This window comes from Nocardioides sp. Z40_12 (assembly GCF_058215795.1).
On sequence record NZ_JBZAJA010000011.1, the window covers coordinates 31,646 to 47,118 of the forward strand.

Sequence of the window (15,473 nt, forward strand, 5' to 3'; positions counted from 1 at the left end):
GGGCCGCGCCGGCCCGGCCTGTGGGGGTGGCGCTCAGGCCCGGTTCACCGCGCTGATCACGGCCTTGAGGGAGGCGGTGACGATGTTGGCGTCCAGGGCGACGCCCCACAGGATCTGGTCGCCGACGGCGCACTCCACGTAGGCGGCGGCGATCGCGTCCCCGCCGGCGGAGAGCGCGTGCTCGTGGTAGTCCAGCACGCGCACGTCACCGCGGTCGGCGTAGTCGGGGTTGCCCTTGGCCTGCTCCTCGGCGACCAGGTCGTTGAGGGCGTTGGTGAAGGCGTTGATGGGCCCGTTGCCGATGCCCTCCAGGGTGCGCTCGGCGCCGTCGACGTAGACCTTGACGCTCAACCGGTCCTTCTCCCCCGCGGCGGAGGAGGTGTGGACGGAGTTGAGCGACAGCGGGGAGGTCCGGTCCAGGTACTCGCTGCGGAAGACCGACCAGATCTCGTCGGGCGTGACCTCGCCGCCCTCGGCGTCGGTGCGCTGCTGGATCACCCGGCTGAACTCGATCTGGGCGCGCCGCGGCAGGTCCAGGTTGTGCTCGGCCTTCAGCAGGTAGGCCACGCCGCCCTTGCCGGACTGGCTGTTGACCCGGATGACCGCCTCGTAGCTGCGGCCCACGTCCTTGGGGTCGATCGGCAGGTACGGCGCCTCCCACGGCATCTGCTGGACCGGGACGCCCTGCTGGGCGGCGCGGCGCTGGAGGTCCTCCAGCCCCTTCTTGATCGCGTCCTGGTGCGACCCGGAGAAGGCGGTGTAGACGAGGTCGCCGGCGTAGGGGTGTCGCGGGTGTACCGGCAGGTTGGTGCAGTACTCGACGGTGCGGCGCACCTCGTCGATGTCGGAGAGGTCGACCTGCGGGTCCACCCCCTGGCTGAAGAGGTTCATCGCCAGGGTGACGAGGTCGACGTTGCCGGTGCGCTCCCCGTGGCCGAAGAGACAGCCCTCCACCCGGTCCGCCCCCGCCATCAGGCCGAGCTCGGTGGCGGCCACCGCGGTGCCTCGGTCGTTGTGCGGGTGCAGGCTGATCGCGCTGTGCTCCCGGCGGGTCAGGCCGCGGGAGAAGTACTCGATCTGGTCGGCGTAGGTGTTGGGCGTGGACATCTCCACGGTCGCCGGCAGGTTGAGGATGATCTCGCGGCCCGCCTCCGGCTGCCACACGTCGGAGACGGCCTCGCACACCTCGAGCGCGAAGTCGGTGTCGGACTGGGTGAAGATCTCGGGGCTGTACTGGTAGCCGAAGCTCCCGGAGCCGACGACGTCCCCGAGCAGCTCCTCGGCGTACTTGACGACCAGCTCGGTCCCCCGGGTGGCGATGCTGCGGCACTCGTCGGGGGTGACCTGGAAGACCACCCGCTGGAAGAGCGGGGCGGTCGCGTTGTAGAGGTGGACGGTCGCCCGGTCCGCCCCGACCAGCGACTGCACCGTGCGCTCGATGAGGTCCTCACGCGCCTGGGTCAGCACCGAGATCTGCACGTCGTCCGGGATCCGGTCCTGCTCGATCAGCTCGCGCACGAAGTCGAAGTCGGTCTGGCTGGCGCTCGGGAAGCCGACCTCGATCTCCTTGTAGCCCATCTTGACCAGCAGCTCGAACATCGCGTGCTTGCGGGCCGGGGTCATCGGGTCGATCAGGGCCTGGTTGCCGTCGCGCAGGTCGGTGGAGAGCCACCTCGGGGCGCGCTCGATCTTGCGGGTCGGCCACGTCCGGTCGGGCAGGTCGACGGGGACGAACGGCCGGTAGCGCTCGAACGGCATCGGGGTGGGGCGCTGCCGGTTGTGGGTGTTGCTCAGGTCAGTCATGGTTTCTCTCTCGTCGCAGGAGATGGGGCGACCGGCACGCAGCACGCACTCCGCAACGAGGTGGCCGGTGGGTCAGGCCTCGTTGCGGCGGCGAAGGAGGAGAAGAGAGCTCGTCATGACGCCCACACCCTAGCCCATCGACCTCCCGGGGCGGGCGGTCGTTCTAGTCTCGGGCCCATGGCCCGCCTGCTGATCGTCCACCACTCCCCCACACCGTCGGTCCGTCGACTGACGGACGCCGTGGTGGCCGGGACGCGCGACGAGGCGATCGAGGGCGTCGAGGTGACGGTGCGTCCGGCCCTCGAGGCGAGCGCGGCCGAGGTGCTGGCCGCCGACGGCTACCTCCTGGTCACCCCGGCCAACTTCGGCTACATGTCGGGCGCCCTGAAGCACTTCTTCGACTCCGTCTTCCTCGAGGCCGGCGGCGCGCTCACCGACGACGGCGCAGCCGGTGCCGCGGAGGGCGGGCGGAAGCCCTACGGCCTGCTGGTCCACGGGCGCTACGACACCACGGGGGCGGTCCGCTCGGTGCAGTCGATCGTCGGCGCCCTTCCCTGGCGGCAGGCGGCGGAGGTGGTGGAGGTCCTCGGCGACGTGGACGACGGTCATCGCGAGGCGGCCTACGAGCTCGGGGGAACGGTCGCGGCCCTGCTGATGGGCTAGGCAGGCGACGGGCTGGGAACGCCCCGCCGCCGGAGGGCGTCCGCGCTAGTGTCGGGAGCGGTGAACATCGTGACGACTCTCCCGCCCACGCGACACCCCGCACCGGTGCCGGTGGAGGCCGGATGACCCGCCGGGCGCTCACGGTCGGCTGCCTGCTGCTCCTGCTCCTGTCGGGCTGCTCAGGGGGCGGCGGGTCCGACCCGGCCGACTCCGACTCCCCCAGCACTGCCGGCAGCGCGGCGGCGCAGGAACGACCCAAGCCGCCGCGGGCCGGCCGGTGCTACCGGCTGCGCCACCGCGATGCCCTGGCCGCGGTCGTCGACCGCCCCGCCGTGCCGTGCCGGCGCAAGCACACCTCGGTGACCTTCCACGTCGGCAAGCTCGACCTGCGCCACCGGGGCCGCCGGCTGCGGGTCGACGCACCCCGCGTCCAGCGCCAGGCGGCCCAGACCTGCTCGCGACGCCTGCGCCGCCACCTGGGCGGCACCGAGGAGCAGCTCCGGCTCAGCATGCTCACCACCGTGTGGTTCACCCCCACGGTGGAGGAGGCCGAGCGGGGTGCCCGCTGGCTGCGCTGCGACGTGGTCGCGCCCGGGCCCGACCGCTCCCTGGTCCCGCTGCCGGCCCCGGGCGCGCTGGCCGGGATCCTCGACGCCCCCGGGCGGCGCGACGCCTTCGCCACCTGCGCCACCGCCGAGCCGGGCACCCGCGCGTCCCGGCGCGTCCCCTGCTCGCGCCGGCACACCTGGCGGGCGGTGGCCAGCGTCGACCTGGGCGACGGGCGCTATCCCGGGGCCGCCCGCACGAAGCGGCTGATGGACGGCCCGTGCACCGAGGCGGCTCGCGAGCGCGCCGACGACCCCCTGGACTTCTCCTGGGCCGAGGAGCGCCCGACCCGGGAGCAGTGGCGCGCGGGCCGGCACCACGGCCTCTGCTGGACCGCCGTCACCGACTAGGGGACCGTCGCGCCGGCAGCGGGACTAGAAGCCGAGCTTGCGCAGCTGCCTGGGGTCGCGCTGCCAGTCCTTGGCGATCTTGACGTGCAGGTCCAGGTAGACCGGGGTGCCGAGCAGCGCCTCGATCTGGAGCCGGGCGGCCCGGCCGACGTCGCGCAGGCGGGCGCCCTTGTGGCCGATCATGATCCCCTTCTGGGAGTCCCGCTCGACGTAGAGGTTGGCGTGGATGTCGAGCAGCGGCTTGTCCTCGGGCCGGTCCTCACGCAGGTTCATCTCCTCGACCGTCACCGCGATCGAGTGCGGGAGCTCGTCGCGCACGCCCTCCAGCGCCGCCTCACGGATCAGCTCGGCCACCAGGATCTCCTCCGGGGCGTCGGTCAGGTCACCGTCGGGGTAGAGCTGCGGCCCTTCCGGGAGCAGACCGACGAGCAGGTCGGCGAGGAGGCCGACCTGGCTGCCGGCGAGCGCCGAGACGGGGACGATCTCGGCCCACTCGGTGCCCGTCTCCTCGCCCAGCGCCTGGATGGCGAGCAGGTGCTCGCCGATCTGCTCGGGGGTGGCCAGATCGGTCTTGGTGGCGATGGCGACCTTGACGGTGCGCCTCACCTTGCCGAGCTCCTTGACGATGAACCGGTCGCCGGGGCCGATCTTCTCGTTGGCCGGGAAGCAGACCGCCACCACGTCCACCTCGGCCCAGGTCGTCTTGACCAGGTCGTTGAGGCGCTCGCCGAGCAGGGTGCGGGGCCGGTGCAGTCCCGGGGTGTCGACCAGGATCAGCTGGGCGTCGGGACGGTGCACGATGCCCCGGACCACGGTGCGGGTGGTCTGTGGCTTGGAGGAGGTGATCACCACCTTGCTGCCGACCAGGGCGTTGGTCAGGGTCGACTTGCCCGCGTTGGGACGGCCGACGAACGACACGAAGCCGCTGCGGTGGGCCGGGGTGGTCTCTGTCATGTGTCCTCCCGGGCGGCGTCGTAGTCCGCCCAGATCTCCTGGTCGCTCTTGCCGGCGGCGATCCCCGCCCGGTGGATCGGTCCTGGGTCCACGGACCTCGGCTGGCGCCCGGCGGTCGACCGCCAGTAGCCCATCACGTCGTAGTGGCTCGAGGGCATCCGCACCACGCGCATGAGGTGCTTGCGGATCGCCCGCATCTGGGCGGACTCCCCCGCCATCCAGAAGTAGCCCTCACCCGGGGGCCATTCCAGGGACTCGACCACGCTCGCCAGCCGGCTCTCGCCCTCGGCCGGCGGGGCGAGCCAGGTGACGTGCACGTGAGCGGGCAGGTAGTCGGCCAGGTCGTCGGAGACCTCGGCCAGGACGTAGGTCTGAAGGTCCGGCCGCGACTCCGCGATCCGCGCAATCGCCGGCACGGCCGTCAGGTCGCCGGCCAGCACCAGCCACTGCGCGCCCGGCGGCGGGGCGAAGGACGCCTTCGGCTCGGTGACGGTGACGGTGTCGCCCGCGCAGTCGCCCCGCGCCCACTCGGTGACCAGTCCCGTCTCGTGCACCACCACGTCGAGCACCAGCTGGGAGCCGTCCCAGGACCGGACCGTGTAGTAGCGGCTCTGGAACTGGCCGGGCACCACCAGGCCCACCCACTCGTCGGGGACCCCGGTGGTCTCGAAGCCGGCCAGCCCCGGGCCGCCCAGCACGAGACGCACCAGGTGCGGCGAGAGCTGCTCACGGCTCAGCACCTGGGCGGTGTAGTGCTCGGCGCGGGTGCTCACCCGCTCAGGCTAGTCACCAGTGGGACCCCAGCCCCAATCCCCCGGGGGCACTGGGCTCGGTGCGGGTGAGCAGCGCCTGGTGCAGCTCGACGGTGTTGCGCTCGAAGCCCAGCCGGGACCCGGCCATGTAGAGGCCCCACACCCGCGCGGTCCCGGCGCCGGACTCCGCGACGCACTCGTCCCAGTGCTCGCGCAGGTTGGCGCACCAGTCCCGCAGCGTCAGGGCGTAGTGCTCGCGCAGGTTCTCCACGTGCTGCAGCTCCAGGCCGGCGTTCTGGGCCTCGGTGACGATGCGCCCCACCCCCGTCAGCTCCCCGTCGGGGAAGACGTAGCGGTCGATGAACGCCCCCGTCTCGGCGCGCCGGTTGTGCGGCCGGGTGATGCAGTGGTTGAGGAGCCGCCCCCCGGGCCGCAGCCGGTCGTGCAGGTGACGGAAGTAGGACGGGTAGTTGCGCACGCCGATGTGCTCGGTCAGGCCGATGGACGAGATCGCGTCGAACCCCGTCTCGGAGACCTCGCGGTAGTCCTGGTGCCGCACCTGTACGAGGTGACCGAGACCGGCCTCCTCGACGCGGTGACGCGCCCAGGCGGCCTGCTGCGCGGAGAGCGTCACCGCCAGGACGCTCACCCCGTGCTCGCGGGCGGCGTGCATCGCCATCCCGCCCCACCCGCAGCCGGTGTCGAGCAGCCGCTGGCCCGCGGTGAGCCCCAGCTTGCTCGCCACCAGCTCGTGCTTGGCCGCCTGTGCCTCCTCCAGCGTCGAGGTGGCCTCCGGATAGAGGGCGCAGGTGTAGGTCATGGAGGGGCCGAGCACGCTCTCGTAGAAGCGGTTGGAGACGTCGTAGTGGTGCTCGATGACCGCGGCGTCCCGGGCCCTGGTGTGCCGCAGTCCCTCGACGGCCCGGCGCCACCGGGGCAGGTGCTCCTCCGGCGGCGGCTTGGGCGGGACCAGGTGGGCGAGCCCGAGGGAGCGGAGCAGCGGCATCCTCTCGGCCGCTCCGGGGACGCGGAACCCGGTGCGGTCCAGCAGCAGCGCGAGCAGGTCGTAGGGGTCCCCCGGATGGACACCCTCCATCTCGAGGTCCCCGGCGACGTAGGCGCGGGCCAGACCGAGGTCACCGGGCGCCGTGAGGAGGTAGGAGAGCCCGCGCTCGGCGCGCAGGTGCAGGCCCAGCGGCGAGTCCTCGGGCCCGGTCGCGCTGCCGTCGTAGGCGGTGAACCTCAGGGGGAGCTCGTCGCGCATCAGCGACTCGACCGCCTCGGCGATCGTCATGGTGCGGGGCATGGTCGCAGTCATCGTCGTCGTACCGCCTTGTCGTACAGGGGGGTGAGCCGGTCCTGTGGGTCGTACGTCGCCTTCACGGCGGCGAGCACGTCGCCCCCGTAGAGGCTGTCGAACGTCTCGCGGTCGTAGAACGCCTCGGAGTAGAGGGACTTGTGGCCGCCCAGCTCCGCGACCGCCCGCTCCACGGCGCGGTTGACCGGGGCCTCGGCGGCACCCGGACCCACCGGGACGGTCCCCCAGAAGCCGAGGTTGACGTACGTCGTGCCCGGTCGCAGCGGATAGGTCGGCCAGGGGCGCGGGGAGCGGAGGCGCAGCGGGCAGAGCCAGACCGGCCGCATGCCCACCTCGGCGTCGAACCAGCCGAGGAACTCGCCGAGGCGCTCGAGCGGGACCTCGACGTCCTGGACCACCCGCTCCCGGGCCGGCCGCCCCGCCCGACGGTCCAGCCGGTCCACCACCCCGTAGCGGCGGTCCAGCGCGACGAGTCGCTGGTAGACGTCGGAGCGGCGCAGGCGACGGGGCCAGAGCCGGCGCACCCACGGCCGCTCCAGCCCGAACGCGGCCGAGCACCAGAACCAGTCGGTGTCCCAGCGCCACAGGTAGTCGTGGGCGGTGAGGAGGTCGGCCGAGCGGCTCCGCACGGACCGGTAGTAGACCGCCTCCCGGGTGTAGTCCGAGGTGGGCCCCGGCTCCGCGTCGTAGCGGGCCAGCGTGAGCCGCAGGTCTGCGGGCGCGAAGGCGACGCCGTCCATGGCGTCCACCTGCTCGCCCTGCCACTGCCGGGTGCCCACCACCTCCGCCACCGCCGCCGCGAGGTCGTCGACGGAGTGGAACCGGACGTGGCGCAGGGCGACGAACCCGCCCACCCGCTCGAGCTCGATCTCCAGCCGGGTGGCGTAGCCGAGCGAGCCGTAGGAGTTGGGGAAGGCGTCGAAGAGGTCGTCCCCCGGCCGGACCGTGACGATCTCCCCGGCTCCGGTGAGGACGTCCATCTCCGTGACCGACTCGTGGGGCAGGCCGTTGCGGAAGCTGGTCGCCTCGATGCCGAGGCCGCTCACCGCCCCGCCCAGGGTGATGGTGCGCAGCTGGGGCACGACCAGCGGCGCCAGCCCGTGCGGCAGCGTGGCGGCGGTCAGGCGCTCGTAGGTGCACATGCCCTGCACCTGGGCGGTCATGCCGGCCGCGTCGACCGCGAGGACCCCGTCCAGGCCGGAGACGTCGAGCCCTTGGGAGGCGCCGTCGCGGGGGCGGAAGAGGTTCGTCGTCCTCTTGCTCAGCCGCACCGGGGCGTCGGGTGGCAGGGCCGCCCAGGAGGCCCGCAGTCGGTCGACCGCGGCCTGGTGCCTGCGCCCCTCGGAAGGAGCCACGAGAAGGCTCACCTACGACAGGCTAGGGCGCTCCGGCCCCGCGCGACAGCCCCTGACCACCGCCTGACCGTGTCAGGCGCCCGGCACCGTGCCCAGCTCCGCCGCGGCGCCGCTGGCGCTGACCGTGCCCCGGATGTCGCCCAGGTGGACGACGACCTCGGGCGAGGCGAACTCGACCAGGACCGCGCGGTCCTCCTCGCCCAGCGAGTCGGCTCCGAGCAGGACGGCGGCCTCCAGGCCCCGCGAGCCCGAGGAGTGGGCCATCGCCACCGCGACCTGCAGCGCACTGAGCTGCAGCGACCGCAGCTCGACGCTGGCGGCCGCGTAGGTCCGGCCGTCGGTGTCGCGCACCGCGGCGCCCTGCGCGGCACCCACCCGAGCGCGGGTGGCTCGGGCCAGCGTCACCAGCTTGGCGTCCTCGGCCTCCAGCACCTGTCCGCCGCCGTTCTCAGCCATCGGATCCACCCTCGCTCCCGGCCGCCACGGCCGACTCGTCGTCCTCGTCGTCCTCGTCCGCCACCCGGTTGACCAGGACGGTGCCCACCTTGTTCCGACGCCCCGAGGGCCCCTCCGCCTCGAAGCGCAGGCCGTGCACCTCGACCGCGGACCCAGGGATCGGGACCTTGCCCAGGTGCTTGGCCATCAGTCCCCACACCGTGTCGACGTCGTCGTCGATCACGTGGATCCCGAAGACCTCCCCCAGGTCGCCCACGGGGAAGCGGGAGGAGACCCGGGTGCCGTGCGGGGTGCTCTCGACCTGCACCTCGGCCTCGTCGTACTCGTCGGTGATCTCACCCACGATCTCCTCGAGGACGTCCTCGATGGTGACCAGGCCGGCGGTGCCGCCGTACTCGTCGACGACCACCGCGATGTGCTGGCGCGAGGCCTGCATCTCCGCGAGCAGCGCGTCCGCGGGCTTGGAGTCGGGCACGTGGTAAACCGGCCGCATCAGCTCGTCGATGCGCTGGGTCGTCTCCACGTCGGGGTCCTCGAAGTCCCGCCGCACGATGTCCTTGAAGTAGGCGATCCCCACGATGTCGTCGAGGTTCTCCTCGATCACCGGGACCCGGGAATAGCCGCTGCGCAGGAACAGCGACATCGCCTGGCGGAGGTTCTTGTGCCGCTCGAGGTAGACGATGTCGGGTCGGGGCACCATCACCTCGCGGGCGATGGTGTCGCCGAGCTGGAAGACGGAGTGGATCATCTTGCGCTCCCCCTCCTCGATCACCGAGGAGGCCTCCGCCAGGTCGACGAGCTCGCGCAGCTCGGTCTCGGTGGAGAAGGGGCCGCGACGGAAGCCCCGCCCCGGGGTGATCGCGTTGCCCAGCAGGATCAGCAGCTGAGGCACCGGGCCCAGGATCCGGGTCACCAGCGCCACCGGCCCGGCCAGGGCGAGACCCACGCTGACGTGGTGCTGGCGCCCCAGCGTCCGCGGCGCGACGCCGATGACGACGAAGGAGATCAGCAGCATCGTCCCCAGGGCCGAGAGCAGGGTGGGCCACCACTCGCCGTCCCAGAAGTCGTGCAGCAGCAGGGTGACCACGACGATCGCGCCGACCTCGAAGAGCAAGCGCAGCATCAGCACGGTGTTGAGGTAGCGCGGGGAGTCGTCGAGGATCTGCAGCACCCGCCGGGCCCGCGTCCGCCCCTCGGCGAGGAGCTCCTCCGCGCGCGCCCGGGAGAACCCGCTCAGCGCCGCGTCGGCGGCCGAGAAGACCCCGGCCAGCAGCACCATCGCGGCGGCCCCCAGCGCCCAGGCGAGCTCGGTCATCGTGGCACCCCCGCTGTGGCGGCGCTCACCGGTCGGCAGGCGCGGTGCGCCAGCGGTCCAGGAGCTGGGCCTGCAGGTCGAACATCACCTTGTGCTCCTCGGGCTCCGCGTGGTCATAGCCCAGCAGGTGGAGGATGCCGTGCACGGTCAGCAGCTCGATCTCGTCGGTGGTGCCGTGGCCGGCGGCCTCGCCCTGGCGCTCGGCCACCGCCGGGCAGAGCACCAGGTCGCCCAGCACCCCCTCCTCCGGCTCCTCATCGACCAGGCCGGGACGCAGCTCGTCCATCGGGAAGGCCAGCACGTCGGTCGGGCCCTCCTTCTCCATCCACTTCTCGTTGAGCTCGGCGATCGTGGCCTCGTCGACGGCCTTGATGCAGAGCTCGGCCATCGGGTGCACCCGCATGCTGTCCATCACGAAGCGGCTCAGGGAGGCCAGGCGCTGGACGTCGAGCTCGTGACCGGACTCGTTGAGGATCTCGATCGTCACGAGCGGCGCTCCTTGCCCGAGGCGTGCGGCGCGCTCTCGGCACGGGCGTCGAACTCGTCGTAGGCCGCGACGATCTTGCCGACGAGGCGGTGGCGCACCACGTCGTGGCTGGTGAGCCGGTTGAAGACGACGTCCTCGACCCCGGTCAGGATGCTCTCCACGACCTTGAGCCCCGACTTGACCCCGCCCGGCAGGTCAACCTGGGTGACGTCACCGGTGACCACGATCTTGGAGCCGAACCCGAGGCGGGTCAGGAACATCTTCATCTGCTCCGGGGAGGTGTTCTGGGCCTCGTCGAGGATGATGAACGCGTCGTTCAGCGTCCGGCCGCGCATGTAGGCCAGCGGTGCCACCTCGATCGTCCCGGCCGCCAGCAGCTTGGGGATGGTCTCGGGGTCGATCATGTCGTGCAGCGCGTCGTAGAGCGGCCGCAGGTAGGGATCGATCTTCTCGCTGAGCGTGCCGGGCAGGTAGCCCAGCCGCTCGCCGGCCTCCACCGCGGGACGGGTGAGGATGATCCGGGTGACCGCCTTGGTCTGCAGGGCCTGGACCGCCTTGGCCATGGCCAGGTACGTCTTCCCGGTGCCGGCGGGGCCGATGCCGAAGGTGATCGTGTGCTTGTCGATGGAGTCGACGTAGCGCTTCTGGTTAAGCGTCTTGGGGCGGATGGTGCGACCGCGGTTGGAGAGGATGTTGAGCGACAGCACGTCGGCCGGGCGCTCGGTGGTCTCCTGACGCAGCATCGAGACGATGCGCTCGATGGTCTCGATGGTCACGCCCTGGCCGGTGCGCAGGATCGCGACGACCTCGTCCAGGAGCCGCTCGGCCAGCGCGATCTCGGCGGCGTCGCCGTGGAAGGTGACCCGGTTGCCGCGGACGTGGACGTCGGTGTCGAAGGACTCCTCGATGAAGGCGAGGTGCTCGTCCCCCGGACCCAGGACGCTGACCATGTTGATGCTGTTCGGCACCACGACGGTGTGCTTGGTGATGAGCGGTGAGTCAGTCATGGATCCCCTGTGGGGCGACCTTCCGGGACGACGAGTGGGCGGCACCCATGCTACGCCGAGCATGGGTGCCGCCCCCAGTCACTTTCTCCCGAGCGGCGGGAGCCGGGGTCACGGCTTGCTGACCGTCAGCATCCCCAGACACATCTCGTCGGTCGTCCCGTCGCCCCACACGACGTACCGGTCCGGCTGGCCCTCGAACGACGGCAGCTGGTCGCGGAGCTCCTGGCTGTGCCGGCAGCTGACCTTGACCTCGTCTCCCGGGGCGATCTTGATCGGGTCGATCGGGATCCCGCCCTGGTCGTCGAAGTCCCACACCCCGATGTCGAGGATCGTCCGGGCACGTGGCGTCCCCGGATTGACCTCGATCTTGATCTCCTTGCCCAGCAGGTGCATGTGACCGGCGACGCCGTGGACGGTCATCGGCTCCCGGAAGGTGCGCACGCACTCGGTGCGCTCGCCGGCCTCCCAGTCGTCGCCGCACAGCAGGTGGAGCAGGTTGGCCGTCCGGTCGCCGTCGGGCCCGATCCGGTTGCGCAGGTCCAGCATGGACAGGCTCCGGTCGCAGAACCGGCCATCGGCATGCTCCGGACGGCACGGCATCTCCACCGGTGCCGGCAGCAGCACCGTCTGCAGCCCGGTCATCGACTCCGAGACGGGCTTGAGCCGCAGCTGGGTGGCGCTCACGTCGGGCTGGGGGCCGGCGAGCAGGTTGTAGTGCACCTGCATGATCACCCGCGTCCCCTTCTCCAGGCGCACGCCGTGTCCCGGCTTGGTCACCGACTCCTCGCCACCGGGCGCCCACGCGGCGAGCCAGCCCGCGTCGGTCAGCTGGTCGGCCGGCGCCTGGAGGCCGGAGCCGCCGAAGCAGGTCCAGCCGGGGCCGTCCTCGGCGGCGTCCAGGTCCTCGGCGCGCGGCACGTCCGAGGGCTCCACCTTGAAGAGGATGACGTGGTGCACGACCTCGGGGTTGCCGGGCAGCACGTGGGTGCCGGTCAGGAACTCCGGCTTCTCCAGGCCGGGGTCGATGAGGAAGCACCGGTAGTCGTCGGTGCCCTTGCCGGTCGGGGACGAGGGCGTGTAGGTCTCGTCCATGGAGACGGTGACCCGGCGCTCGTCGGGACGCAGCTTCTTGGCCGCGACCGCCTCGGCCCCCTCGTGGTGGTCGTCGCCGGCGGTGGCCGCGTCGCTCGGCTCGACGAGCCGGTCGGCGGGCGTGCCCGCGTCGGGGGCGTCGTCGTCGGCACACGCGCCCAGCATCGTCAGCGAGAGCGCCAGGGCGGCCAGCGAGGCCAGTCGTCGCCTCATCCGGGCGGCCAGCTCAGCGGGCGGCCACCGAGGACGTGGAGGTGGGTGTGGAAGACGACCTGGCCGGCACCCGCCCCGGTGTTGAAGACCAGGCGGTAGTCACCGGCGAGCCCGTCGGCCTCGGCCACCGCGTCTGCCATCCGCACCAGGTCGGCGAGGCCCTCGGGGTCCTGGGTGGCCAGCTCCACGGCGTTCGCGTGGTGGGCCCGGGGCACCACCAGGACGTGGGTGGGGGCCTGGGGATTGACGTCGCGGAAGGCCACGGAGCGGTCGGAGGCGTCGAGCACCTCGGCCGGCACGTCGCCCGCCACCAGCCGGCAGAACAGGCACTCGGCCGTGTGGCCGGGATCACTCGATGGGCTCATGGCAGGACTCTCCCACGGGAGACAGAGAGCTGTCTCGCCTCCGCTCAGCAGGGGAGACACGGTCCGTGCGGCGCGCCGGGTAAACCCCGCGGCTGCGGCGCGCGTCCCACTAGCGTGACGACCGATGCTGCTCTCCCCTGCCGGGCGGTGCACCACGTGAGCCGGCCCCTGGACGCCGACGAGGCGCTGGAGCACCTGTACGCCCACCACTGGCACGCGTTGGTCCGTCTCTCCACCCTGCTGGTCCGCGACCAGGGCACCGCCGAGGAGGTGGTCCAGGACGCCTTCGTCGCGATGCACCGGCACTGGGACCGGATCCGCGACCAGGGCGCCGCACCGGCCTACCTGCGGCGCAGCGTGGTGAACGGGTCGAGGTCGGCGCTGCGGCACCGGGTGGTCCGCGCTCGCCACGCCCACCGTGAGGCGGTGCCGGCGACTCTCCCCGACGTGCTCGACTCCCGGGCGGAACGGCTCTCCGAGCGCGCCGCCGTGACCGAGGCGCTCGCAGCCCTGCCCGGACGGCAGCGGGAGGTCCTGGTGCTCCGTCACTACCTGCAGCTCTCGGAGGCGGAGATCGCCTCCACCCTCGGCATCTCCAGGGGCGCGGTGAAGAGCCACGCCTCCCGCGGCAGCGCCGCGCTCCGGGAGCTGCTCGAGCCCTTCGTCAAGGAGCAGGCATGACCCACGACCACGAGCACCCGCGCCAGCACGACGCCGAGCTGCGGCGGCTGCTGACCGCTGCCGCCGCGGACGTCGAGCCCACGGACCGCCTTCCGAGCATCCGGGCCCGTACGGCGGGCCGCCGGCTGGGAGACGCCCGGCGCACCTGGCCCCTGACCCTGGCGGGCGCCGCTTCGGTGGCCGCCGTGGTCGCCGGCGTCGTCGCGTTGGGCGGCTTCCTCGACGGGCCGACGGAGGAGACCGTCGCGCCGGCCTCCCCACCGGCTGCTTCCCCGACTGCCTCCCCGCCTGTCTCCCCGACCGCTCCGGAGACCGCTCCCCCGGTCGAGAGCGCGACCGAGATGCCCACCGGCTCCCCCGGTCGCCGGACGATGGCGCTGCCGATCTACTACCTGGTGGACACCGAGCGGGCCGGGGTCCGGCTCGTCCGCGAGTTCCGCGAGGGCGAGCCCGCACGACGGCTCGGCGACGCGCTCGCCCTGCTCACGGGTCCCGCCCTCGACCCCGACTACCGCACCGCCTGGCCCGAGGGGTCGCTGCTCGGGTCCAGCTTCGACGGGATCGGCGACGACGGTTCGTTCGGAGTCACCGTCTCCGAGAAGGTCCTCGACCGCCCCCCGGGGATGTCGGACCAGGAGGCCAGGGCCGCGGTCGAGCAGGTGGTCCGCACCCTGCAGGGCGTGAGCCAGTCCAGCGCACCGGTGCGGTTCTCCCTGCCCGGATGGGTGGAGGCGCCCCGGCTGCTCGGCGTCCCGCTGGAGGGGCCGGTGAGCCGGGGCTCGACGCTGGAGATGCTCAACCACCTCAACCTGACGACTCCGGAGCAGGGGCAGGTCGTGGGGTCGACCCTGCGGCTCTCCGGCGTGGCCAACAGCTTCGAGGCCTCCGTGTACTGGGAGATCCGGCAGGGTGAGAGGGTCCTGCTCAGCGGCCCCGCGGCGACGGGCTGGATGGAGGACCGGCTCTACCCCTTCGAGGAGGAGATCGACGTGAGCAACCTGCCACCGGGCGACTACACGGTCTGGGCCACCACCGACGACCCCACCGCCGGCACCGAGGGGTCCGGCGCGATGACCGACACGAAGGAGTTCACGATCCGATGAGGCACCGCTTCCCCGCTTCCGGCTCCGCGGCCCTGGTCCTGGGGTGCCTGCTCGTCCTGGGCGGCTGCGGCGACGCCGACACCACGGCCACCGGCGGCACACCGGGGGCCGACACCACCGACGCGAGCGCCCCGAGCCCCTCCCCCACGGAGTCCACGGCCCCTGCGGCCCCTGGCGGGCCCGCCCCGTCGGCGACGCCCACCGGATCGACCGCCGGGCGCACCGTCGCGGCCTACCTGGTCGGCGAGACACCCCAGGGGCCGCGCCTCTACCGCGAGTTCCGCGCCGTCGGGTCCGACGACGCCCTGAGCGCGGCGGTCGCGCTGGTCACCACCGGCGACACGCTCGACCCCGACTACCGCTCCCTCTTCCCGACGGGCTCCTTCGCCTCGGTGGTCCACGACCGGGGCGCCGGACGGGTGGTGGCCGAGCTGGCCGACGACGCGTGGGTCGCCCGCCCGGACGGGATGAGCGCGCGGCAGGCGCGCCTCGCCGTCCAGCAGCTGGTGCACACCGCGCAGGCGGTGGTGCAGGAGCGGGTGCCGGTCGTCGTGACGCTCGGGGGCACGCCGACCAGCCTCTTCGGCGTGGACACCACCGACGGGGTCGGCAATGACGACCCTCTCGACGTGCTGGCGCTCGTCAGCGTCACCGCGCCCGAGCAGGACGCCGTGGTGAGCGGCTCGTTCCGCGCCAGCGGGGTCGCCAGCGCCTTCGAGGCCACCGTGCCCTGGGAGCTCCGGCGCGGGGACGAGGTCGTGCTGGAGGGCTTCGCCACCGCCGAGGGATGGATGGACCGGCTCTACCCGTGGCAGAGCGAGGAGATCGACGTCTCCGGGCTCGAGCCGGGGAGCTACACCTTCGTGGCGTCCACGGGAGACGCCTCGGACGGCGAGGGTCCGGGGCCGACCACCGACAGCAAGGAGATCGAGATCCGCTGACGCCCCACCGGG

General features: G+C 72.6%; 16 protein-coding genes. 5 read left to right on the forward strand and 11 right to left on the reverse strand.

Translation table 11 applies throughout. The features are described from left to right. Positions 1 to 33 precede the first annotated feature (33 nt). The gene (leuA, locus tag AC4BG9_RS17605; protein WP_490572421.1) at positions 34 to 1,803 is read right to left on the reverse strand and encodes a 2-isopropylmalate synthase; all 1,770 of its coding nucleotides are present in this window, start codon (positions 1,801 to 1,803) and stop codon (positions 34 to 36) included. 177 nt (positions 1,804 to 1,980) lie between these two features. Here leuA and AC4BG9_RS17610 point away from each other — a divergent pair, with 177 nt between their 5' ends. Both AC4BG9_RS17610 and AC4BG9_RS17615 read left to right on the forward strand, forming a co-directional pair. Beyond that, the gene (locus AC4BG9_RS17610) at positions 1,981 to 2,466 is read left to right on the forward strand and encodes a flavodoxin family protein (RefSeq protein WP_490572422.1); all 486 of its coding nucleotides are present in this window, start codon (positions 1,981 to 1,983) and stop codon (positions 2,464 to 2,466) included. 122 nt (positions 2,467 to 2,588) lie between these two features. Further along, positions 2,589 to 3,422 (forward strand): septum formation family protein, encoded by an 834-nt coding sequence (locus tag AC4BG9_RS17615; protein ID WP_490572423.1) that lies wholly within the window; start codon positions 2,589 to 2,591, stop codon positions 3,420 to 3,422. A 24-nt stretch (positions 3,423 to 3,446) separates the two neighbouring features. Here the strand turns inward: AC4BG9_RS17615 and era are convergent, their stop codons facing one another. From era to AC4BG9_RS17665, 10 genes are all read right to left on the reverse strand, one after another. Further along, positions 3,447 to 4,376 (reverse strand): GTPase Era, encoded by a 930-nt coding sequence (gene era, locus AC4BG9_RS17620; protein WP_490572424.1) that lies wholly within the window; start codon positions 4,374 to 4,376, stop codon positions 3,447 to 3,449. Continuing rightward, the gene (locus tag AC4BG9_RS17625; RefSeq protein ID WP_490572425.1) at positions 4,373 to 5,149 is read right to left on the reverse strand and encodes a siderophore-interacting protein; all 777 of its coding nucleotides are present in this window, start codon (positions 5,147 to 5,149) and stop codon (positions 4,373 to 4,375) included. Before AC4BG9_RS17625 ends, era begins: the two co-directional genes overlap by 4 nt. A 13-nt stretch (positions 5,150 to 5,162) precedes the next feature. Further along, positions 5,163 to 6,446, reverse strand: a complete 1,284-nt coding sequence (locus AC4BG9_RS17630) for a class I SAM-dependent methyltransferase (protein WP_490572426.1) — start codon at positions 6,444 to 6,446, stop codon at positions 5,163 to 5,165. After that, entirely contained in the window at positions 6,443 to 7,813 is a 1,371-nt protein-coding gene (locus AC4BG9_RS17635; RefSeq protein WP_490572427.1) for an FAD-binding oxidoreductase, read from the reverse strand. Before AC4BG9_RS17635 ends, AC4BG9_RS17630 begins: the two co-directional genes overlap by 4 nt. Positions 7,814 to 7,873: 60 nt before the next feature. Next, the gene (locus tag AC4BG9_RS17640; protein ID WP_490572428.1) at positions 7,874 to 8,257 is read right to left on the reverse strand and encodes a cytidine deaminase; all 384 of its coding nucleotides are present in this window, start codon (positions 8,255 to 8,257) and stop codon (positions 7,874 to 7,876) included. Beyond that, positions 8,250 to 9,572: a hemolysin family protein gene (locus tag AC4BG9_RS17645; protein ID WP_490572429.1), complete on the reverse strand. Its 1,323-nt coding sequence runs from the start codon at positions 9,570 to 9,572 to the stop codon at positions 8,250 to 8,252. The genes AC4BG9_RS17640 and AC4BG9_RS17645 overlap by 8 nt, the downstream gene beginning before the upstream one ends. 25 nt (positions 9,573 to 9,597) lie before the next feature. Beyond that, on the reverse strand, positions 9,598 to 10,059 hold the full coding sequence (ybeY, locus tag AC4BG9_RS17650; RefSeq protein WP_490572430.1) for an rRNA maturation RNase YbeY: 462 nt from the start codon (positions 10,057 to 10,059) through the stop codon (positions 9,598 to 9,600). Beyond that, positions 10,056 to 11,066 carry a PhoH family protein gene (locus AC4BG9_RS17655; protein ID WP_490572431.1) on the reverse strand — a complete coding sequence of 337 codons (1,011 nt, stop codon included), beginning with the start codon at positions 11,064 to 11,066 and terminating at the stop codon, positions 10,056 to 10,058. Before AC4BG9_RS17655 ends, ybeY begins: the two co-directional genes overlap by 4 nt. Positions 11,067 to 11,174: 108 nt before the next feature. Further along, positions 11,175 to 12,371, reverse strand: a complete 1,197-nt coding sequence (locus tag AC4BG9_RS17660; protein WP_490572432.1) for a hypothetical protein — start codon at positions 12,369 to 12,371, stop codon at positions 11,175 to 11,177. Beyond that, on the reverse strand, positions 12,368 to 12,736 hold the full coding sequence (locus tag AC4BG9_RS17665; protein ID WP_490572433.1) for an HIT domain-containing protein: 369 nt from the start codon (positions 12,734 to 12,736) through the stop codon (positions 12,368 to 12,370). The genes AC4BG9_RS17660 and AC4BG9_RS17665 overlap by 4 nt, the downstream gene beginning before the upstream one ends. Before the next feature lie 156 nt (positions 12,737 to 12,892). Between AC4BG9_RS17665 and AC4BG9_RS17670 the strand changes: the two genes are divergently transcribed. From AC4BG9_RS17670 to AC4BG9_RS17680, 3 genes are read left to right on the forward strand one after another with little or no spacing between them, the layout of a single operon-like run. Then, on the forward strand, positions 12,893 to 13,417 hold the full coding sequence (locus tag AC4BG9_RS17670) for a SigE family RNA polymerase sigma factor (protein WP_490572434.1): 525 nt from the start codon (positions 12,893 to 12,895) through the stop codon (positions 13,415 to 13,417). Further along, positions 13,414 to 14,520, forward strand: coding sequence for a Gmad2 immunoglobulin-like domain-containing protein (locus AC4BG9_RS17675; protein WP_490572435.1), 1,107 nt, complete (start codon positions 13,414 to 13,416; stop codon positions 14,518 to 14,520). The genes AC4BG9_RS17670 and AC4BG9_RS17675 overlap by 4 nt, the downstream gene beginning before the upstream one ends. Further along, positions 14,517 to 15,461 (forward strand): Gmad2 immunoglobulin-like domain-containing protein, encoded by a 945-nt coding sequence (locus AC4BG9_RS17680; protein WP_490572436.1) that lies wholly within the window; start codon positions 14,517 to 14,519, stop codon positions 15,459 to 15,461. The genes AC4BG9_RS17675 and AC4BG9_RS17680 overlap by 4 nt, the downstream gene beginning before the upstream one ends. Positions 15,462 to 15,473 lie beyond the last annotated feature (12 nt).